Genomic DNA, 20717 nt, shown 5'->3' on the forward strand with positions numbered 1-20717 from the left:
TATCTAAAAGGGGTAAAAAATGAAGTCAAAAATTTGTGAAATACTTAATATAGAGTTTCCATTGCTAGCATTCAGTCATTGTAAGGATGTTGTTGCTCAGGTCTCAAAAGCAGGTGGCATGGGTGTCTTAGGAGCTGTTGGAATGACTCCTGAAATATTAGAACAAGAATTAAACTGGATAGATCAAAATGTAGATGGAAAACCTTATGGTCTAGATCTGCTTGTACCAAATAATTTTGTTGGAAAAGAAGGAAGTGTTGATCCCAAAGATTTAGCGGAAATGATTCCACAAGAGTATCGTGATTTTAGAGCTGATGTCTTAGATAAATATGAAATTGAAAGTGATGGATTGAGAGAACAAACTCAAGATTATTCAAATTGGGGTGCGAATATGAAAGAAGATGGAGCAACTGAAATGCTACAAATAGGCTTTGATCACGGTGTAAAACTTTATGCAAACGCTCTAGGAGTACCACCTAAGTGGATGTTAGATCTTTGTAAAAAGAATAATGTCCCTGTTGCAGCGCTTGTTGGGAAAAAAGAACATGCTGTTAAACAAGTAGAAGCAGGTGTAGATATTCTGGTTGTATCTGGAACTGAGGGTGGTGGTCATTGTGGAAGTGTATCAACTATGGTTTTAGTTCCTGAAGTTCACAGGGCAATTCAGCCAATTAAAGATGTTCCAATTTTGGCAGCAGGTGGAATTTGTACTGGAGAGCAAATGGCAGGTGCCATGGCAATGGGAGCATCAGGTGCTTGGTGCGCATCTGTTTTTTTAACAACCTCTGAAGCTGAAACTTCTGAAGTCGTAAAAGAAAAAATGCTTCATGCTTCATCAGATCAGACAGTTAGATCAAGGAGCAGAACAGGAAAGCATTCAAGACAATTAAAATCTGACTGGACTGATGCATGGGAATCTCCTGATGCACCGGATCCCTTACCAATGCCTCTGCAGACAATGGTCAGCGAACCCGCTTTAGCAAAGATTGATAAAGCCTCAGATGTGGGTCATGAAGGGGCAAAAAAACTTGCCACCTATTGGGTGGGTCAAGGGATTGGTCTTGTTAATGAAAAGCTCACAGCTGGGCAAACAGTACAAAAATTTAAAGAAGAGTTTATAGATGCTTACGAAAGATTGAACTCGTTTATGGAGTAATGTATCTTAAAATTAAATAACACTTACTTCCTTCTTTTAGTCACTGTACTCAATATCTTAAATATTGCTGATAGACATTTTCTGATAGCTTTTTCAGATGATATTATCCCTGCCCTTAATCTAACAAACGCAGAGTTTGGTTTGCTTACTGGAATTATATTCACTCTGATATATACAATCTCTGGAATTTTTGTTGGCTCATTAGCTGATCGTTTTAATAGATCAAGAATAATAGGTTGTGGAGTAATAATTTGGAGCTTTTTCACAGCTTTATCAGGCTTAGCAAAAAACTTTGTTCAACTAGCAATTCCAAGATTTTTTATAGGAGTAGGAGAATCAAGTATTACACCAAGCACAATGTCAGTTTTGGCAGATAGATTTGGCAAACAAAGACTAGGTTTTGCTGCTGGTTTTTATTATATGGGTGTGCCTGTTGGGGTTGGGGTTGCCCTTTTGATTGCAGGCTTCTTGGGTCCAGTTATTGGATGGCGGGGTTCTTTTTACTTGCTAGGTGGAATTGGTGTTGCACTTGGCTTATTAATGTTATTTGTAAAAGATCACCCCAGAACAAAACTGCCACGAAAGACTGAAACTAACAAAAGATCATTTAAAGAGGTTATTGCCCTCCTCTTTGAGGTGTTAGGCAAATCTAAATCTTTAGGCTTAACAATTTTAGCAGGAACTCTGTATCACTTCGTATTGGGAGCAGCAGCATTTGATATTAGATGGGCAGTAGTAGATAAAGGATTTGAAGCAGATTTCTATCTGCAGATTAATTCATTGGTATTTCTAGTTTTTGGGGTTGCTGGTAGTGTTTTTGGTGGAGCTATGAGCGATTGGGCTTTGAAAAAATACAATTTACCAAGAACTTGGTTCTTATTAATTCTTACCTTTGTGCTTATGCCTCTAGCCTTTACTAGATATGCAGATCCAACTTCTGTGATATTTTGGATTGGTATTGTTAGCAGTGCCTTCAGTACTGGATGTTTCTATGGGCCAGTTTTTTCAGCGATTCAAGAAGTCGTTCCAGCAAATATCAGGGGTAGTGTAGTTGCTTTTAATCTTCTTTGTATAAACTTAGTTGGTTACAGTCTTGGCAGTTACACAGCCGGACTAAGCATTGACTACTTGCTTGATATGGGAGTGAGCCAACCCTATACCCATGTTTTAGTTGCTTCAGTAGTAATTTATTTACTAACAGGACCAATTTGTTATTACCTGGCTGGGAAACATTATGATGCTGACAAAAAAGCACTTGAAATACAGTTTTCTAAAGAGACCTAAGGGTTTAAAACATTTTTCTTAAAAAAATTATAAATTTCTGATACTCCATCAATATCCATATTAACCGAGTTACTTCCTGCCTTATTACCAGTACCTGGCCAGGTATGCCCTGCCCCATCAAAGAGAAAAAATTCAACACTAGTTCCTTTATCGCAATTTAAATAAGAAGTTTTAACACCAGTGCTGCCATCATTTGGAGCGAGATCATCAACTAAGCTAATATCTGGTTGAGAGTTACAATTGTTATGAGCTGCCCAAAATTCCATTAAATCTGTCTGGGATAAACCAAGACTAGGAAAGCCTAAAAAAGGAACCACTGAATCTTGCAAGCCATGCATTTGCATTACTGAAATAGGGCGAGTTGGTGAACAGCTACTATAAGTCTGAGGGGACATAGTCCCTGTCACAGATGCAACAGCTGCAATTCTTGCTCCTAAATTACATGCTAAGTGATAACTAAAAAATCCCCCATTAGACATGCCAGTTGAATAGATCCTTTGGTCATCAATATTATAAAGTGTCTGCAAGAGCGATATTAATTGATCTATAAATCCAATATCATCTTGATTACTTGTTCCACCATCACCATTCCAATTATTCCAATGTGGGCCATTTCCATAGGTTGTTGTACCCTGAGGATGAGCAATAATAAATCCATTCTCGTCAGCTAAATTTCTAAAATCACCATAATTCATTTGCTCAAAAGCATTACTCCCAAAACCATGAAAGTTAAAAATTACAGAGGTAGGATTGCTTTGATTATACGACTGAGGTACGTAAAGAATAAATTCTCTTCTTATACCATTATGTTGCAAATAACCGTCTAAAGTGCCTTTTTGATTTGGATTAATTCCTGAAGGGGGCATTTGATTTATTGGGCTTTGGCTGGAATCGTTCCCACTCCCACCACCACAACTGGATATTAAAATGATGACAAATAATTTAAGAATTAGTTTAGTTCTCATGCTACTGGTAGACCCGATTGGACTTGAACCAACGACCTCTGCCATGTCAAGACAGCGCTCTAACCAGCTGAGCTACGGGTCTATTTTTATAATTATATATTGTTTGAATTAAACTAGACGTCAATAACTAATAATTCTGATTCTTCTTGAGTGGTTATCTTCAATTCGTTAGTATCTGTTATCTCTAAAGCATCGCCCTTTTTTAGCTCTATACCATTTACTTCGAACACTCCGAAAGAGGCTAAGACATACCCTGATCTTTTAAGCTTATGATTTAATTCTTTTTTAGCATTAATTTTACCTGCATAAATATCAGCATCAGCATGAATAAATAATGGAGCTTCATCAGACCCACCAACTATAAGGTTCAGCCTATTTTCAACATGTTCTTTTGGAAACTCCATAGCATCCCACCTAGGTTCAACATTTAAAGCATTAGGTTTTATCCATATTTGATATAGGCTAGTTGTTTCATCCTCTAGATTATGTTCTGAATGTTTTACTCCGGTACCAGCACTCATGACTTGAACATCTCCAGCATTTGTCTTTCCTTTATTCCCAAGGCTATCTTCATGCGTAATTGCTCCTTTCCTGACATAAGTAATAATTTCCATATTGTCGTGACCATGGGTTGCAAAGCCACTTTGAGCAGCTATTAAGTCATCATTTATTACCACTAAGTCACCAAATCCTGTACGGTTTGGATCTTGATAAGAGCCAAAACTGAAGTGATGTCTTGCTTCCAGCCAGCCATGATTTACATGACCTAAACTTTCGTAGGAAATTTTATTTGTCATAAAGTCTATTTAGCTATGAATCTAAAAATTTCGAGATCTTTTTATTTAAATATCTGAAATGAGTTTTTGTATCTTTATCACTCACACCAGATTTTGTAAATTTTTGAATCTTTTCAAGACTTTCCATGATTGCTGCTTTGGATATCTCATCGTGTTGTGGAATTTCACCGCCACCACGAGGACCTCTTGGCATTGCAGGTGCAAATGCACTCATTAAAGCATCAACATAATTTGATTGTAGGTTTCTTTTAAAAGTATTGGGCACTTCTCCTCTAATAAAGATTCCATTAAAGAGATCGTCCAAAACTTCTGAAGGCATATATTTGTTACCATATTTTGATGAATCAACAAGTCTTGTCATTACTTCAGGGTTCAAAATTTCAACTAATATTTGCCCTTGCATTTCTAAAACCATTTCGTGAAGTTGTGGTACATCATCACGATCGAAGTCTGTAAGTCTTTTCTCGGTATGAAGATTCTTAACAATTTCTGAATCAAATTCCCAAGCATCATTTGATAGGTATCTTTTCACTATTAAATCCATTGCTTCTTTTTGTATTTCATATGGCACAGGCTCAAAAGTATTGATACTTTGTCCATTTAGAGATCGTGTAACGTACACTCCTCCAATGTGACCTGCCACACCAGCCATAAATCTACCTTTTGATCTCATTAATCTGTAAAAAGCATTTGTGAAATCATGTTTAGTCTCACCCTCAACATTAAATATTTCATCCAACTCTTTTATTTTCTTATCAATAGTATCGAATCTTTCAGAGGTATAAGTAATCACATCATTTGAAAGGTCCCAAGTTCTAAACCTTGGATCAATCCCATATGCCCAGTTCCAAATATAAGGAGCTTCAACTGATTTGGATAGAAGTATTTCTCTTTCTTCATCAGTCATATTAGGCTTATAGCCAAATTCAATGGCCCATTTATCATATTCACCAGGCTCAATAGAAAAGAACCTACCTTGTTTAACTCCCTCTGGAGCAATATTTGGAGGATCGTAGTCCATTATTGAAGATAGAGTGGCATTTCCTGTTATTGATACATCATGAATTTCTCTGGGTCCATGAAGATAACTTGCGTTAAAGTTGTGTATTAAAGCTAAAGTGTGACCAACTTCATGAAGTGTGAGATTAATGATCCATTGTTCTAAAGGGTCATTTTCTTCATCATATCCCCATAATTTTCTCAAAAGATATCCAGATTTAATCGCTGAGAATTCAAGCATTATATCTGAAGCAATAATTTCACCGGTTTTTGGGTTTGCAATACTTGGCCCATAACCAGCTAGACCGGAAGGCTCGGGTGAATGAGCCCATCTGACAACGTTATATTGAACGTCACCCGCATCCCACTCAGCATCATCAGGCTGAATCTTAGCAACAATAGCATTTTTAAAACCAGCTCTTTCAAATGCTATATTCCATCTTTCTATTCCCTCTACAACAAATGGTTTAATTTCTTCAGGAGTTGAATTTTCTACCCAAAAAACTATTGGTTCAACCGGTTCAGAAAGTTCTACCTCTGGGTCTTTTTTCACAAGTCTCCATTTATTAATGACGTCTCTTGCGGGATAAGAGTCATAAGAGGATAAATCAGTTATTCTTGCAGAATAGAAGCCTACTCTTTCATCAGCTAGTCTAGGTACGAAATTGTCATCAGGCATTTCAACAAAGAGATGACTCATTTTGACAGATGTATATCTATCATCAGCTACAGAATATATATCTGACGATCCTGAAGGCATTGGGTTAAAAAATCCAAAATTTACCTCGATATTTGTATTCTTCTCATAATTCTTTACTTTTTCGACAAAAGTTTTACTTGGGTCAGGTTTGCCAAGATCAAGCTCAAGAAAATCTCTGTATTCAGGTGGAATATTTGGCGATACAGCGGTAAGCATTTCGGATAGAAAAACTTTTGAAAAAGGCAGAAGATACCTTCCCTCCTCTTCAACTACACTTTTGAATCTACCAATAAAGGCATCAAAAATTGCAGTCAATTTTCTTTTGGAAATATTATTTTCTGTTTCGTTCGAAAAATTTGTATTTTTCTTGTAGAGGGCGAGCCCATCCTTAAATTTCCTAAATTCCAATACTATTCCATTACCTATTAATCTATCGCCTTTCATTTCTCCTGACATTACACCGGAACCTGTTGGAGCATTAAGAATATAAGCGAAGTAGAGAAACTCTTTATTTAAATCATTTTCACTAAGCTCTAAAAAATATGTATCTTTTTCAGTATCTTTATAAAGTTTTAAAAAACCATCAATTTCCTCAAATTCACCATCTTCAAGAAAGTCTTCAACAGTTTCAAATTCATTCATCTCTTTCATTGCTTTTTTCATTTCTTCAGGTGAAAGAGGCTTACCATCATCTCCTCTGGGCATTGCGCTAAGAGAATTAGTAAAAAATAAAATTGTTGTGAATATAAATATTATTAAATTGATTTTTTTCATTTCTGCTCCATTTACTAAGTAGCTAAAAAGTTATTTGAACAATCTTTTTAAAGCGATGTAAGATTAACATATTTAAGGCATATGAAAAAAATTTTATTAATAGCAGTCTTGATTTTCTCAGCTCAAATAATTGCATTATCAGATAGACTTTCAGTTCCTGAGGGCTTCCAGGTAGATGTTTTCTCTAGCGACATTAAAAATCCTAGACAAATGGCCTTGGGCAGTGATTTTCTTTTTGTTGGAACGAAAGAGGCTGGTGTTGTGTATGCGCTTCCAAAATCAAACCCTGAAGAAAAAATTGAAATACTAACGGAGTTAAATTCACCTACCGGTGTTGCCCTTCACAATGGAGACCTATATGTTGCAGAAATAGATAAGATTATCAAAATCGATAACATCGAAATGTCATTAAAGACTGGCGATATTAAATCAGAAATTTATTTTGAAAACCTACCAAGAAAGAAGATGTTTAACCCATTAAAAAAAATGTGGCATGGGTGGAAATGGATAGCTTTTGGGCCAGATGACAAACTTTATTTATCTGAAGGTGTTCCATGCAATGTGTGTGAGGAAAAAGATGAAAGATTTGGTTCTATCCTGCAGATTCATGATGGAAATTATGAAATTTATGCAGATGGTGTAAGAAACAGCGTTGGTTTTGCCTGGCACCCAATTAGTGAAAAAATGTATTTTACAGATAACGGAAGAGATTGGATGGGTGATGATATTCCTCCGTGTGAACTCAATAAAGTTTCTTATAAAGGTGAACATTTTGGATTTCCATATTTTCATGGAAATGATATTCCTGATGATAGCTTTAATGCACCTGATGACTTTAGCTATACAAAGCCAGTCTGGGGCTTCCAAGCTCATACTGCTCCATTAGGAATTGATTTTTACACAGGAAATATGTTTCCTGAAAAATATAAGAATGGTGCATTTATTGCACAACGTGGCTCTTGGAATCGATCAAAGAAAGTTGGTTACAGAGTTCTTTTTGCAGAATTTAAAGATGATGAAATTGCATCTATGGAGGTTTTTGTTGATGGGTGGCTGGATGGCGAAACTTCTCTAGGTAGGCCGTCTTCAGTTTTGATGTATGATGATGGTTCTTTATTAGTATCAGATGATACTGCTAATAAAATTTTTAAGATTTCTTACTCTGTTAATTAATCTCACTAATCAAAATTTCTTTTGAATTTGAAGGTAAAACTACCATGGTACCGTCTGTTGAAGCTGTCCAATTTTCAATAGCCTCATCGACGCCTTCAAAAAAGAATTTATCAGACAAAAACCTGATTTCAGTTGGCAGTGTAGGAGTAAGATGATAATAAACAAGGTGCCTTACACCTGCTTTATTTGCCAAATCTACGGCATCAAGAGGAGAAATATGATAATCAAGAATATCTACAAGAATTTTTTTAAGTTTCGCGTCATTTTGTTGTTCAGCAACCTTAATGAATCTGTCCACTATATCTGGAGAGATTACCTCGCAAAAAAGGACATCAGCATCTTTAAAAGATTTGATAAGCTCAGAATCGTACCTCGTATCACCACTTATGACTAGGACTCTTTCTTTATATTCAAATTTATAACCTAGAGCAGGTTCAATTGGCTCATGAAAAACTTTAAATGCTGATATTTTTAAATTATCATCCTCAAAAATTACCGAGCCATCTTCAATCTCTTTAGCTGTCATGCCACCAGTTAATGGATCAGCAATTTGATTACCATGATGTAAATATCTGAAATTACTATCTCGAGAAAAGGCTAGGTTGTATCCTGAAACAACATCATTAATACCCTCAGGTCCAAATACTTCTAATTGCTGCTTTCTATCTCTTGTAACCCATGTGACTAAATTTAGATCGCCTAAATCTGCAATATGATCAGAATGGAGGTGAGTAATCAAAACTCCATTAATATCCTCTAATAGGTCACTACTCCATGTCATTAGGTTATTTACACTCCCATTGCCAATATCTACTACATATTTTTTATCACCTGCTTTAACAAGCAAGCAAGTTTGTGCAACAGCAGTTCCTAATGGTGAGCCCGAACCACAAACTAAAACTGACAAAGCATCTTCTTCAGGAAATATCTGATTATTTTCAATTCCACTCTTTATCAACATATTTAGTATGTTGCTCTGAACATATGAGGAGCTAAAAATACCAAAAGTAATAATGAGTACAAAAATTGTGATTAGAATTTTTTTCATTTTGTTTTAACTTTAAAAAGAGAAATCATAAAAAATAAAGATAATAAAACTAATACTATCCATGCATATTCTTGGCCTGGAGTAATTCCAGTTTGATAAATTGGTTCAAGTGGATGTATTTTCCCGACCACTCCTACTCTGAGTATCCACTCCAGAAGCCATATTAGATAAAAAAAGGGTATAAAAACTTTATATCTGAAGATCACTATCCAGCTGATTAAACACAATAAAACCTGCATCTCGCCCCACAGAGACCCAAACAAATAAATTAAATTATCTGGATCAGGACTTCCTTCAAAAGTGATTATGTTTGCTATTGAATTTATACCTGCATCTTCTGAAAGGAAATGCACGAAACTTCTCCATGTATTCACAATCATGAAAATAATAAAAAAGTATAAAGCTATCTTTGGTCCTTGGTAATTGTCATCAATTACTTTCGGCAAAAGTTTATTCATTGCGTAATTATATTTAGCTGACCTTTAAGTCCTGCGCTTCTATGTTTTTCGCTTTCTATGTAATCCGAGTCAGTAAACATTTTATACATAGCAGATGCAGAGGGGTATTCTGCAATTGCAACCCATTCCCAACTCTCCTCAATTTCACCTATTAAAAGTCCTTTAACTTCACCAAAAAATACAGTCTTCCCGCCAACTTTTTCAAGATGATTTACAACTTCAGTAGCATATATCGAGTAGGCTTCTACTCCTGATAAGTCTGTTTTTCGACCATCTTCATATACAGCTTTATCTTTGAACTTCAACAAATTTACCATTTTTATAGGCTTATCTGTTGGAAAGTTTTTGAAGTCTTCTATTTGTGTTTTTGAGGGATATAGCTGATTAATTACTTCCATTCATTATTCCATTTGACTTCATAAAGCTAACAATGATTTCTGAAATTTCTTTTGGTTGTGTTTCTTGACAAAAATGCCCTGCACCTTTCAAGACAGTATGATTTTGTCCCTTTGTTCCTGGACACTTTTTCAAAAACGGCTTATCCATTCCAACTGTAACAGGATCATTGTCTGCAAAGGCACACAGTAATGGTTTATCAAATTTCTCAAAAAATTTCCAAGCTTTTTTTTGTGCTTCGACTGCCGCATCGTCAGGTAAAGTTGGAACTTGACTAGGCATTGCCCTACAAACCATTTTATAGGAACTATTTGGGAAGGGAGCATTGTATGCTTTTTCTAGATCTGAAACTAAAGGAGAAATTCCCTCTAACCCTAATTCGTAAAACAGGCCTGATATTTTCATTTGCATTCGTGTTCTTTTTTCAAACATTGGCGCAACAAGTAGACCAGCAGGAAAATTTTTCTTGTTCAATGACCACTTTTGCCAATAAGCAAAAGCCATTGGACCAGGTTTTTTAAAGGCTCTAACAAACTCACTAGTTGTTGGAACGTATTTAGAAGCTTTAAATTCCTTTATTTTTCTATGTGTTTCTGGATCCATATTTCTAGATAAAGGAACGCCTGTATTTGATATCACAGCTCCAGAAAATCTATCGCCGTTATCAGCAATAACTCTTAATCCTATTAGACCGCCCCAATCTTGGCCAAAAAATGTTAATTTTTTGAAATCATTTTGTCTTATCCAGGTATTCATCCAATCAACTTGGGTTTGATATGTGTAATCTTCAATTGAACTTGGTTTATCTGATCGACCATATCCAACTAAATCAGGTGCAATTATTCTCACTCCTGCTTTGGTGAGGTATGGAATCATTTTTCTGTAGAGATAGGACCAAACTGGCTGTCCATGCATCAAAAGTACAATGGGTCCATCTTTGGGGCCTTCATCCAAATGATGAATTCTTAGCTCAACTCCGCTCTTGTCTTTAATATTTGTATAGTTAGGCTCAAAAGGAAAGTCTTTGAGATTTTTAAATCTGTGATCTGGAGTTCTTAAAACTTTCATTATTTTGACTCTTGTAAAAATTTTGCAAATTCTAATCTAGCAACACTTCTTCTGTGGACCTCATCTGGACCATCTGCTAGTCGCAAGCATCTCATGAATGCGTACATCTTCGCTAAAGGAAAATCTTGTGATACACCTCCTCCGCCATGCATTTGTATCGCTCTATCAATTACATCGCATGCAACATTTGGAGCTACAACTTTAATTTGTGCAATCTCGCTGGCAGCAACTTTATTGCCGTACTTATCCATTGCCCAAGCAGCATGCAAGGTAAGAAGTCTTGCTTGATTTATTTCCATCCTTGAATTGGCAATAACATCATAATTTCCACCCAGTTTTGCTAATTCTTTTCCGAATGCTGTTCTCTCCATTGATCGTTTACACATGAGCTCAAAAGCAACTTCAGCAGCCCCAACTGAACGCATGCAATGGTGAATTCTGCCTGGACCTAATCTCCCTTGGGCAATTTCAAAACCTCTGCCCTCTCCTAGTACAACATTTTCATATGGTACTTTCACATTATTGAATTTAATATGTGCATGCCCATGTGGAGCATCGTCATATCCAAAGACATGCATCATTCTTTGCACTTCAACTCCTGGAGTATCTGTAGGAACTAGAATCATTGAGTGTCTTTGATGTCTCTCATTTTCTGGATTTGTGACACACATAAAAATAATTAATTTACATCTCGGGTCTCCTGCACCAGAGGTCCACCACTTTTCACCATTAATTACCCATTCTCCATTAACCAGTTCTGCCGTTGCTTCCATATTAGTCGCGTCTGAGGAAGCTACATTAGGTTCAGTCATTCCAAATGCGGATCTTATTTCGCCACCTAAAAGAGGCTTTAACCAAGTATCTTTTTGTTCATCTGAACCATATCTAACCAGCACTTCCATATTTCCTGTATCTGGTGCGCTACAGTTCATAGCTTCTGAAGCAAAAACGGTTCGCCCCATTTCTTCAGCTAGATGTGCATATTCAAAATTTGATAGCCCAGCTCCAAATTCACTATCTGGCAAAAATAGGTTCCAAAGACCCCTTTTACGTGCTTCTTTCTTAAGTTCCTCTAACTCTGGGTGTGGCTTCCATCTGTCTTTTTCAGGTATTTCTTTTCCATGAATTTTCGCTTCTACAGGCAAAACTACTTCTTCAACAAATTCCTTTACTTTTGGAAGGTAAAAATCGATTTTTTCTGTGGTTTCAAATTGCATTTTCAATATATAAAAAAAATTTCTTAAATACTATAAATGTTATTTATAATATGTAATTACATTTATAATTATAATTCATACTTATGAAGTTAAATAATTTAGACCTAAATTTATTAGTAGTATTTAATGCCATTTATACAGAAGGCAGCCTTACAAAAGCAGGTGAGATTGTAGGCATAACCCAACCAGCAGTAAGTAGTGCTCTTTCAAAACTCCGTGAATATTTTGATGATCAGCTTTTCATAAGAGTTGGTCAGGGAGTGAAGCCAACTGCAAAGACTGAAAATATCATTATTCATGTGAGAGATGCCCTGTCTATACTTCAAAAAAGTATTGAGAGGCCAGAGTCTTTTGATCCAGCTGTATCTAGTAGAACTTTTCGCTTATCACTCAATGATGTTTCTGAAGGTCGAGTGCTACCAATTCTAATGACAAAGATTAGGAAAGTAGCACCTAATGTAAAGGTATCGAGTTATTACACAATGAGAGAAGATTTACTTCATTCGTTGGCAGCAAATGAAGTTAATTTTGCTGTTGATCCTTTTCCTCCATCTGAAACAGATATTAAAAAAGAAATAATATTTGAAGATGAATTTGTTTGTGGATTTAGGAAGGATCATCCTTTAGCCAGTTCAAAAAATTTGTCTATTGACCAGTACCTAGAGTTAGATCATATCCATATTTCAGGAAGAAGAACTGGAGGAGCTTTAGTTGATAATGCACTCTCAAAATTACAAGTTGAAAGGAGAGTTATTCTTCGTGCACAACATTACTTAATCACACCTGAAATACTTAAAAATTCAGATATGGTTTTAACATGTACTAAGGCATTCGCTAAGAAACATAAACTTGCTTTTAAAACTCTTCCATTCGAGGTTGCGCCTTCACAGTTTTTTCTTGCATGGCACGAATCAAATGATAATGACCCTGGTCATATATGGCTTAAATCTTTAATAAAAGAATCTTTCCAAGAAGCAAAACTAAAGTAAAAACGGTTTAGTAATCCAACATTTTTCAAGAAGAAAAGTTAAAATATCCCTGCTAACATTTTTCAAGAAGAAAAGTTAAAATATCCCTGCTATGTCAAGCGATAAATATTATAAAGAACTTCAAAGCTTGAAGTATTTTGATGAAGAAAAATTGATTGAAAAAATCATCAATGAAAGTAATTGGTTGAATGATGAAGAGATTTCAATTAATGCTGAATCTATTGTTGAAAAGTGCAGAAGCGATAGAAATAAGACAAAGCTTGATAATTTTTTTCTTGAATACGGATTAAGCAATCAGGAGGGTGTTGCTCTAATGTGCTTAGCTGAGTCACTTCTTCGGATTCCAGATAATTCTACATGTGATGAGATTATTGAAGAAAAAATAGGCGGCAAAAGCTGGCTGAATCATTTAAATAATTCTCCATCTCTTTTTGTGAACGCGACTACATTTGGTCTTTTTTTGGCTGAACAAGTTGTAGAACTAGATCCAAAAATTGGCTCAAATCCAATTAGTTGGCTGTCCGGCATGACTTCAAAAATTGGAGAACCAGTTTTAAGAGAAGCAATTAAAAAAGGTATGGATATTTTGAGTGAAGAATTTGTTTCAGGAACAAGTATTGAAAAAGCATTAACAAAGTTTGATTCACCAAATACTCCATGCTCTTTTGATATGCTCGGTGAAGCAGCTCGAACTAAATCTGATGTAGATTTCTTTTTTGAGGCCTATGAAAATGCAATTAGGTGTGTTGGAGAAAAAAATGCTCTTCTGTCTAAATCCTTTCATGAAATTTCTATAAAACTCTCTGCATTACATCCTCGTTATGAGGCATTAAAAGAGGAAAGAGTTATGAACGAACTTTATGAAAGTGTTTATGAACTATCTTTACAAGCAGCTAATCAAGATATTGCTTTAACAATAGATGCTGAAGAACAAGATAGACTTGAACTTAGTCTAAAAATTATTGAAAAGCTTGCAGAAAATAAAAAGCTTAAAGATTGGGGTGGATTAGGTTTAGCAATTCAAGGTTACGGAAGAAGATCCTCCTCTGTAGTGAAATTCATTGATTATCTTGGAGGCCGAAGAAATGGACTCATGATGCGATTAGTAAAAGGTGCTTACTGGGATCAAGAAGTCAAAATTCATCAAACAAAAGGTTCAATTGATTTGCCTGTTTTTACTGCAAAATCCTTCACTGATTTGAATTATTTACACACAGCTAAAGTTATTTCGGAAAGTAAAAATCTCAAGCCTTATTTTGCTACTCACAATGCTCATACGATAGCTGCAATAATGAGCATTTTTAAAGGGCAGGAAGAAAAAATCGAGTTTCAAAGAATATTTGGAATGGGCGATCTAGTTTATACAAACGCTAAAAAATGCTTTAAAGATTTCCCAACAACAAGAATATATGCTCCTGTTGGCTCTAAGAAAGAATTGCTGCCTTATCTTGTTAGAAGGTTGATTGAGAATGGAGCAAATAATTCATTTGTAAATAAGTATTTAGATAAGAAAATTCCTATTACTGAAGTTGTAAAAAATCCCCTTCTCAATTGCAAAGATCAGTTAATAAATAAAACTTTCCTTAATAACGTAAAAAGACCGAAAGAAATTTTTAAAGGAAGAGAAAATTCTTTAGGTTTTGATTTTGGCGATCTTTATGAAATTAAAACACTGCAAAATGATGTTAAAAATATGAGAAAGCGTGATTATAAAGCTAGCTCAATTTTAGGTAATCATGAATTTACTGGGGAGTCTATCAAAAGACTTTCTCCTCATGAATTAAAAAAAGAAATTGGTTCAGTTACGTACTTAAAAACAAAAGAAATTAAGCATGTTTTTGAAGATTTTGATAATTCTGATTGGTCCAAAACTTCTTTGAAAAAAAGAATTGAGATTTTGTCAAAGGTTGGAGAGTTGCTATCTAACAATAGGGCAATGCTTTTCCATCTTTTGATAAATGAGGCTGGAAAAACATTGAAAGATTGCGACGCAGAATTAAGAGAGGCAATTGATTTTATTAATTACTACAATGCCCAGGCAAAAAAAATCTTCAAAAGAAAAAGAATGCCTGGTCCTTCAGGTGAAGAAAACTATCTTGAACACGCCCCTAAAGGGACATTCCTCTGTATAAGTCCATGGAATTTTCCCTTAGCAATATTTGTGGGGCAAATTACAGCAGCGCTAGTAACAGGAAATAATGTTATTGCAAAACCTGCTGAAGATACTTCTATCATTGGGTGTGAAGTTGTAAAAATCTTCCATGAATCTGGTGTGCCGAAATCAGCATTAAAACTAGTACTTGGTGACAAAAAAATTGGCAATGAATTAACTAAAAACCCTCTTATTGCCGGTGTTGCTTTTACAGGGTCAAGTTTTGCTGCAAAGCAAATAAATAAGAATCTTGCTGACTCAAATGGTCCTATAAAAAGTCTTATTGCAGAAACAGGTGGTCAGAATGCAATGATCGTTGATTCATCTTCCCTCAAGGAGCAAGTTATAGATGATGTTATCAGATCAGCATTTTTGAGTGCTGGTCAAAGATGTAGTGCATTGAGAGTTTTGTATGTTCAAAATGAAATTGCTGACGAATATTGGGATTATCTTAATGAGGCATTGCAAGAATATACTATTGGAGATCCAAATCTACCAAAAGTTGATATTGGTCCCATTATTAACAAAAATTCGAAAGATAGATTGTTGAAACATATATCAGCTTTGAAAAAATCAGCGAAAAGAGCTATTGAACATCATCATAAACAAGATAAAGGTAATTTATTTATCGCACCGATTGTTTTTGAAATAGACAGCATTAATCAAATTGATGAGGAAAATTTTGGACCAATCCTTCACTTTATACGATATAAAAATGAAAACTTGCAACAAGTCATCGATGAGATTAATGATACGGGCTATGGGCTAACAATGGGTGTTCACTCCAGAATTGTAAGTAAGGCTAGAAGAATATTTGAGGCAGCAAATGTCGGAAATTTTTATTTTAATCGGGATATTGTTGGAGCTGTTGTTGGAGTGCAGCCTTTTGGTGGTCAAGGTTTAAGTGGTACAGGTCCAAAGGCTGGAGGACCAGGCTACCTTTATAATTTCGTTACTGAAAAAACTTATACTGACAATGTTATGGCTACTGGTGGTAATATAGAATTACTAAATAAAAATGCAATGTAATGATTAATAAGATTTTTCTTGGTTTTACTGCAGCAACTTATGGATACTTGGGAGGATGGGCCCTTTTTGATCCAAGTAGTTACGTAACTGCAGTGGGTCTAACAATTAATACTGACTTGGGCTCCGCTGAAATTAGAGCTGTATATGGCGGTATAAATTTTTTAGTTGGTATCTCAGCTTTCGTTGCTTTGATAAATTCTAGAAATGAAAAAACTTTCTTTACTATTTTATTATTTTTAATATCAGGAATACTTTTAGGAAGAATTATCTCACTTATCTATGGAGAATATACTTCTCCATTTATAGGGTACTTCACAGCTTTTGAGATTGTATATTTTGTATTTTTGGTTAGTGCTTTAAGGAAATTGAGAAATAGGATTTTTTAATGGATGGTCTCATTCAGTTTTTTTCAGAATATAACTATGATGGAATAGTTTATGGTCTGATTGATAACGGCGTTCTTGGATTTTCAACTCTCCTTGGCATTGATATTGATAGATATTTTCGAGGGAGCGGAATACATGGAGCCATTTATGGAGCACTTCTAGGAAACACTTTATCTGACTTTCTAGGCGCAATAGTTGATTTTCCTCTTCTTCTTACAATAAATATAACAGCAGGATGCTTAATAATAATTCCATTAGTCTGGTTATATTTATCAATTTCAAAGAGACACTAACCTTTGATTGCTAATAGAACTTCTTGAAGATTGCTTAAATCAAACCCGGCGCTTTTGCACTTATCTAATATTATTTTGGCATCAAGATCTTTTGCATTTGCAAAAGCCCATTGAGTAATACTTCTATTTCCAGTTCTGCAATAAGCCAAAGTCTTTTTTTCTTCCTGAATAATAGAATTAAGTTCAAAAACTTTTGCTGGATCTATTTCACCTGGTGAAATTGGAATAAAAAAGCATTTGATATCATTTTCTTTGCACGTTTTCTCTATTTCTTCATAGATAGGTTGGCTCTCTTCTTCTCCATTAGGTCTATTACAAACAATAGTCTGAAAGCCTTGTTCTTTTAGATTTTTTATATCGCTTGAAAAAATTTGGCCAGATACAAAAAATTTTTCTTCTACTTTATGCAATCACTTATCTCCCTTAATTGCATTTTTAAAAGCTTGAAAAGATTCATCTTTTACTGGCCCATAACCCCTTACAGAACTTGAGCTATCAACTAGTGCCTCAAGATATTTTCCCCTCAGACCTGATGGAGTTTTGGTAATTTTGTCTAACTCACTAAAAAATATTTTTCTGTGTGCATTATCCCTTCTTCTATCATGTGTAATTTGGAAAGGATCAAAAAAGCTTCCTCTTAGGAACTTAAAGCTTTTGAGAAGTTTAAACATCGGTATTGCGAAAGTACCTGGAATTTTAATTTTAAGTGGTCGACCAGTTCTTTTGTCTTTAATAAATGACATAAAAGGTGGCGATAGATAAAAACCTAAATTTTTCCACTCACCAAATTGTTTGCTCACCATTTCTTTTGATGTTTCAAGATGCATTCTTGCAACTTCATACTCATCTTTAACTGCAATAACACGGTAAATTTCTTTTATGGTTTTCTTTAATAGCTCTTCTGTTTCTAATTCATTTTTAATTAAGTCTTTCGTAAAATTAACTTTGCTATTGAAGAAATCTATTTCTTTTTTATCGTAAATAGCTAGCCTTTCAAGTCTGTCCTTAAGAACACTCTCGGTGGTTTGTTCTTTCTCTTTAAATGAATTTAAGAATTTAAAAATCTTATCTTTTGGATTGAATGCATAAAGTCTTCCGAGATTAAAACTATAGATATTTTTTTCTACACCAATGCCATTTAACTTAATAGCATATTTAATACTCTCTTCTTTTAGTGGAATATGACCAAGCTGATAAGCTGCGCCAAGCATCATAATATTCGCTGCAATTGCATCGCCACATAAATTTTCTGCAATCTTAATTGCTGGTACTGTGATATCAATATCTTTAGTAGTTTTATCAATTACTTTTAAAACTTCATCATCCTTAAAATCTAAATCTCTATTGGTTACAAAATCAGCAACTGGAATAGTATCTGAATTAATAATCGAATATGTTTTTTTATCAGATAAAACTTCTTGAATTTCTGGCTTTGTTCCGACCACTGCATCACATGCTAAGAAAAGGTTAGCTGAGGCAGGTGCAATTTTATGACTAAATGTTTTTACATTCTTTTCATAGATTTTTATGTGAGACCAAACTGCTCCCCCTTTCTGAGCTAGTCCTGTCATATCTAATATTGTTGATTCTTTACCCTCATAATGAGCAGCCATAGCTGTTATTGCCGATACTGTTAAAACACCAGTTCCCCCAATTCCAGTAAGAATAATATTGGAAACACCATCAGAAACTTTATGTTTTGGATCTGGAAGTCCATCTATTTTATGTGATGTTGTTCTTGCTTGAAGTTGAGCGTCTACAGAGACAAAAGATGGACAGAAACCTTTAAGACATGTGTAATCTTTGTTACAAGTGGATTGATTAATTTTTCTTTTTCTTCCAAGTTTTGTTTCAAGTGGCTCAATTGATACACAGCTGGATTGCATTGAGCAATCTCCACATCCCTCACACACATCTGGGTTTATCATTATTCTTTGCAGAGGATCATGCATTTGGCCTCTTTTTCTTCTTCTTCTTTTTTCAGCTGCACATGTTTGATCAAATATTAAAACACTTACACCCTTATGTTTGCTAAGGTTTACCTGTTCACTAATAATGTGATCGCGATGGACACTCTTCACGTATTTTGATGATAAATACTTATACTTTTTTGGATCTTGCGAGAGAACTGAAATCTTCTTTACACCTTCAGCTAAAACTTGCTTAATAATTCCATCGACATTCCAATTATCCCCAATTTCTTGGCCTCCTGTCATTGCAACAGCATCGTTATAGAGAATTTTATATGTGATATTAACTTCAGCATCAAGAGCAGCTCTAATTGCTAAAATACCCGAATGTTTGTAAGTTCCATCACCAAGATTTGCATAAATATGTTTTTCTTTTGAAAAGGGTGATATTCCTATCCAAGGTGTTCCCTCACCTCCCATCTGAGTAAAAAATTCTGTCCCTTTCACAGTATTTACTGCCATGTAATGACACCCAATTCCACCTAATGCACGTTTTCCCTCAGGAACCATTAATGAAGTGTTGTGAGGGCAACCAGAGCAAAAGAATGGTTTTCGATTTAGTGGAGCATTTATATTTTCTTGTGACTTATTTCGTTTTTGAAACCAATCAAGCTGATTAATAACAGCACTATCACTGTTAAATTTCGAAATTCTTTCAGCAATAACTTCAATTATTGTTTGCATTGGAAGGTCATTTTCTGCAGGCAGTAACCACTTTCCATTTTCATCTTGTTTTCCAATAACTGTTGGTCTTACGTTTTCTTTCCAATTGTATAGCTGCCATTTTACCTGGTGTTCAATTAATTCTCTTTTCTCTTCAACAACTAGAACAGTATCAAGACCTCTACAAAATTCTCTTATACCTTGTGGCTCAAGAGGCCATGGCATTCCAACTTTATATAAAGCAATGCCCATACTTTTTGCTTTTTCTTCGTCTATTCCAAGCCATCTGAAGGCTTCAAGAACATCATTATATGATTTACCTGCAGAAATTATTCCAAGTTTTGCATTGTTGTTCTTCCAAATTACTTTATCAATTTGATTCGCCCTAACGAATTCTTGTGCAGCAAAACCTTTTGCCCTCTGCAGTCTAAAATCTTGCTCTCTGGGAGTATCTGAGAAGAGGATATTTCTTGGTAAGTCTTTGTATTCTCCTAAAAATGCACCGCTAGGCACAATGATCTCTTCGTTTTCTATCGAAGTATCATAAGTCCTACCAGAATCTGCTACGTCGGATACGATTTTTAAACCTACCCAACAGCCACTATATCTGCTCATTGCAAAACCTAATAAACCAAACCTTACGATTTCACTGACTCCACTTGGATATAAATAAGGCATGAAAGCACTCATAAAGTTGTGATCTGATTGATGAGGTAATGTTGAGGACTTAGCTGCATGATCATCTCCAGCAACTGCTAGCACTCCACCAAATTTTGAGGATCCTGCTGCGTTTGCATGTTTAAAAACATCCATAGAACGATCCATGCCCGGACCTTTTCCATACCAGATTCCGAATACACCATCTTTAACTCCTCTTCCATGAAATTCTCCCTGTTGTGAGCCCCAAACGGCGGTTGCACCTAATTCTTCATTTAGACCAGGTTGATGGACGATATCATTTTGATCTAGAAATTTTTTTGCACGGTGCAACTCTAAATCATAACCACCAAGAGGTGAGCCTTTGTAACCAGAAATAAACCCACCAGTATCTAGATTTCTTTGAATATCTAGTTCTTTTTGAATAAGAGGTAGCCTGACGAGTGCCTGTATTCCTGTAAGAAATACAGTGCCATCTCTTTTTCTATATTTATCATCTAAAGATATACCCTTGCTCAAAATAGCCTCTTATTTTTAAATCAT

The 20717-nt window shown here is 35.2% G+C and carries 17 protein-coding genes and 1 tRNA gene; 7 read left to right on the plus strand and 11 right to left on the minus strand.

Annotation, left to right across the window (positions count from 1 at the left end; translation table 11 throughout):
- Nucleotides 1–19 precede the first annotated feature (19 nt).
- Together M9B42_03725 and M9B42_03730 are read left to right on the plus strand one after the other, a co-directional pair.
- Nucleotides 20–1156, plus strand: coding sequence for a nitronate monooxygenase family protein (locus tag M9B42_03725; protein ID URQ63889.1), 1137 nt, complete (start codon nucleotides 20–22; stop codon nucleotides 1154–1156).
- Nucleotides 1157–1261: 105 nt separating this feature from the next.
- Nucleotides 1262–2440 carry an MFS transporter gene (locus tag M9B42_03730; GenBank protein ID URQ64792.1) on the plus strand — a complete coding sequence of 393 codons (1179 nt, stop codon included), beginning with the start codon at nucleotides 1262–1264 and terminating at the stop codon, nucleotides 2438–2440.
- Here the strand turns inward: M9B42_03730 and M9B42_03735 are convergent.
- The 4 genes from M9B42_03735 to M9B42_03750 all read right to left on the minus strand — a co-directional run bounded on the left by M9B42_03735 (nucleotide 2437) and on the right by M9B42_03750 (nucleotide 6675).
- Nucleotides 2437–3405: an alpha/beta hydrolase-fold protein gene (locus M9B42_03735; protein URQ63890.1), complete on the minus strand. Its 969-nt coding sequence runs from the start codon at nucleotides 3403–3405 to the stop codon at nucleotides 2437–2439. The two genes, M9B42_03730 and M9B42_03735, sit on opposite strands and share 4 nt — an antisense overlap.
- A gap of 5 nt (nucleotides 3406–3410) precedes the next feature.
- Nucleotides 3411–3487: transfer RNA gene (locus tag M9B42_03740), tRNA-Val, on the minus strand.
- Between the two features lie 31 nt (nucleotides 3488–3518).
- Nucleotides 3519–4202 (minus strand): pirin family protein, encoded by a 684-nt coding sequence (locus tag M9B42_03745; GenBank protein ID URQ63891.1) that lies wholly within the window; start codon nucleotides 4200–4202, stop codon nucleotides 3519–3521.
- A gap of 13 nt (nucleotides 4203–4215) precedes the next feature.
- A complete protein-coding gene (locus M9B42_03750; GenBank protein ID URQ63892.1) occupies nucleotides 4216–6675 on the minus strand; it encodes a zinc-dependent metalloprotease in 2460 nt (819 codons plus the stop codon).
- An 81-nt stretch (nucleotides 6676–6756) separates the two neighbouring features.
- Between M9B42_03750 and M9B42_03755 the strand changes: the two genes are divergently transcribed.
- A complete protein-coding gene (locus M9B42_03755; GenBank protein URQ63893.1) occupies nucleotides 6757–7848 on the plus strand; it encodes a PQQ-dependent sugar dehydrogenase in 1092 nt (363 codons plus the stop codon).
- Here M9B42_03755 and M9B42_03760 read toward each other — a convergent pair.
- Genes M9B42_03760 through M9B42_03780 form a run of 5 tightly spaced genes read right to left on the minus strand, consistent with a single transcriptional unit; the run spans nucleotide 7841 to nucleotide 12035 of the window.
- Nucleotides 7841–8896 (minus strand): MBL fold metallo-hydrolase, encoded by a 1056-nt coding sequence (locus M9B42_03760; GenBank protein ID URQ63894.1) that lies wholly within the window; start codon nucleotides 8894–8896, stop codon nucleotides 7841–7843. The genes M9B42_03755 and M9B42_03760 overlap by 8 nt on opposite strands.
- A complete protein-coding gene (locus tag M9B42_03765; GenBank protein URQ63895.1) occupies nucleotides 8893–9354 on the minus strand; it encodes a hypothetical protein in 462 nt (153 codons plus the stop codon). The genes M9B42_03760 and M9B42_03765 overlap by 4 nt, the downstream gene beginning before the upstream one ends.
- Nucleotides 9351–9752: a DUF1330 domain-containing protein gene (locus tag M9B42_03770; GenBank protein URQ63896.1), complete on the minus strand. Its 402-nt coding sequence runs from the start codon at nucleotides 9750–9752 to the stop codon at nucleotides 9351–9353. Before M9B42_03770 ends, M9B42_03765 begins: the two co-directional genes overlap by 4 nt.
- A complete protein-coding gene (locus M9B42_03775; GenBank protein ID URQ63897.1) occupies nucleotides 9739–10818 on the minus strand; it encodes a haloalkane dehalogenase in 1080 nt (359 codons plus the stop codon). Before M9B42_03775 ends, M9B42_03770 begins: the two co-directional genes overlap by 14 nt.
- Nucleotides 10818–12035 carry an acyl-CoA dehydrogenase family protein gene (locus M9B42_03780; GenBank protein ID URQ63898.1) on the minus strand — a complete coding sequence of 406 codons (1218 nt, stop codon included), beginning with the start codon at nucleotides 12033–12035 and terminating at the stop codon, nucleotides 10818–10820. Before M9B42_03780 ends, M9B42_03775 begins: the two co-directional genes overlap by 1 nt.
- 83 nt (nucleotides 12036–12118) lie before the next feature.
- Between M9B42_03780 and M9B42_03785 the strand changes: the two genes are divergently transcribed.
- The 4 genes from M9B42_03785 (at nucleotide 12119) to M9B42_03800 (ending at nucleotide 16884) form a co-directional block, all read left to right on the plus strand.
- Nucleotides 12119–13024 (plus strand): LysR family transcriptional regulator, encoded by a 906-nt coding sequence (locus M9B42_03785; protein ID URQ63899.1) that lies wholly within the window; start codon nucleotides 12119–12121, stop codon nucleotides 13022–13024.
- 91 nt (nucleotides 13025–13115) lie between these two features.
- Nucleotides 13116–16205 (plus strand): bifunctional proline dehydrogenase/L-glutamate gamma-semialdehyde dehydrogenase PutA, encoded by a 3090-nt coding sequence (gene putA, locus M9B42_03790; protein ID URQ63900.1) that lies wholly within the window; start codon nucleotides 13116–13118, stop codon nucleotides 16203–16205.
- On the plus strand, nucleotides 16205–16591 hold the full coding sequence (locus tag M9B42_03795; GenBank protein ID URQ63901.1) for a DUF4345 family protein: 387 nt from the start codon (nucleotides 16205–16207) through the stop codon (nucleotides 16589–16591). The genes putA and M9B42_03795 overlap by 1 nt, the downstream gene beginning before the upstream one ends.
- Nucleotides 16591–16884 carry a hypothetical protein gene (locus tag M9B42_03800; protein URQ63902.1) on the plus strand — a complete coding sequence of 98 codons (294 nt, stop codon included), beginning with the start codon at nucleotides 16591–16593 and terminating at the stop codon, nucleotides 16882–16884. The genes M9B42_03795 and M9B42_03800 overlap by 1 nt, the downstream gene beginning before the upstream one ends.
- On the opposite strand, the gene M9B42_03805 is transcribed toward M9B42_03800, so the two are convergent.
- Both M9B42_03805 and M9B42_03810 read right to left on the minus strand, forming a co-directional pair.
- Nucleotides 16881–17294, minus strand: coding sequence for a TIGR01244 family sulfur transferase (locus M9B42_03805; GenBank protein ID URQ63903.1), 414 nt, complete (start codon nucleotides 17292–17294; stop codon nucleotides 16881–16883). The genes M9B42_03800 and M9B42_03805 overlap by 4 nt on opposite strands.
- Nucleotides 17295–20693, minus strand: coding sequence for an indolepyruvate ferredoxin oxidoreductase family protein (locus M9B42_03810; protein URQ63904.1), 3399 nt, complete (start codon nucleotides 20691–20693; stop codon nucleotides 17295–17297).
- Nucleotides 20694–20717: the final 24 nt, after the last annotated feature.

It is taken from the genome of SAR86 cluster bacterium (genome assembly GCA_023703535.1).
Lineage (GTDB): Bacteria > Pseudomonadota > Gammaproteobacteria > Magnimaribacterales > TMED112 > TMED112.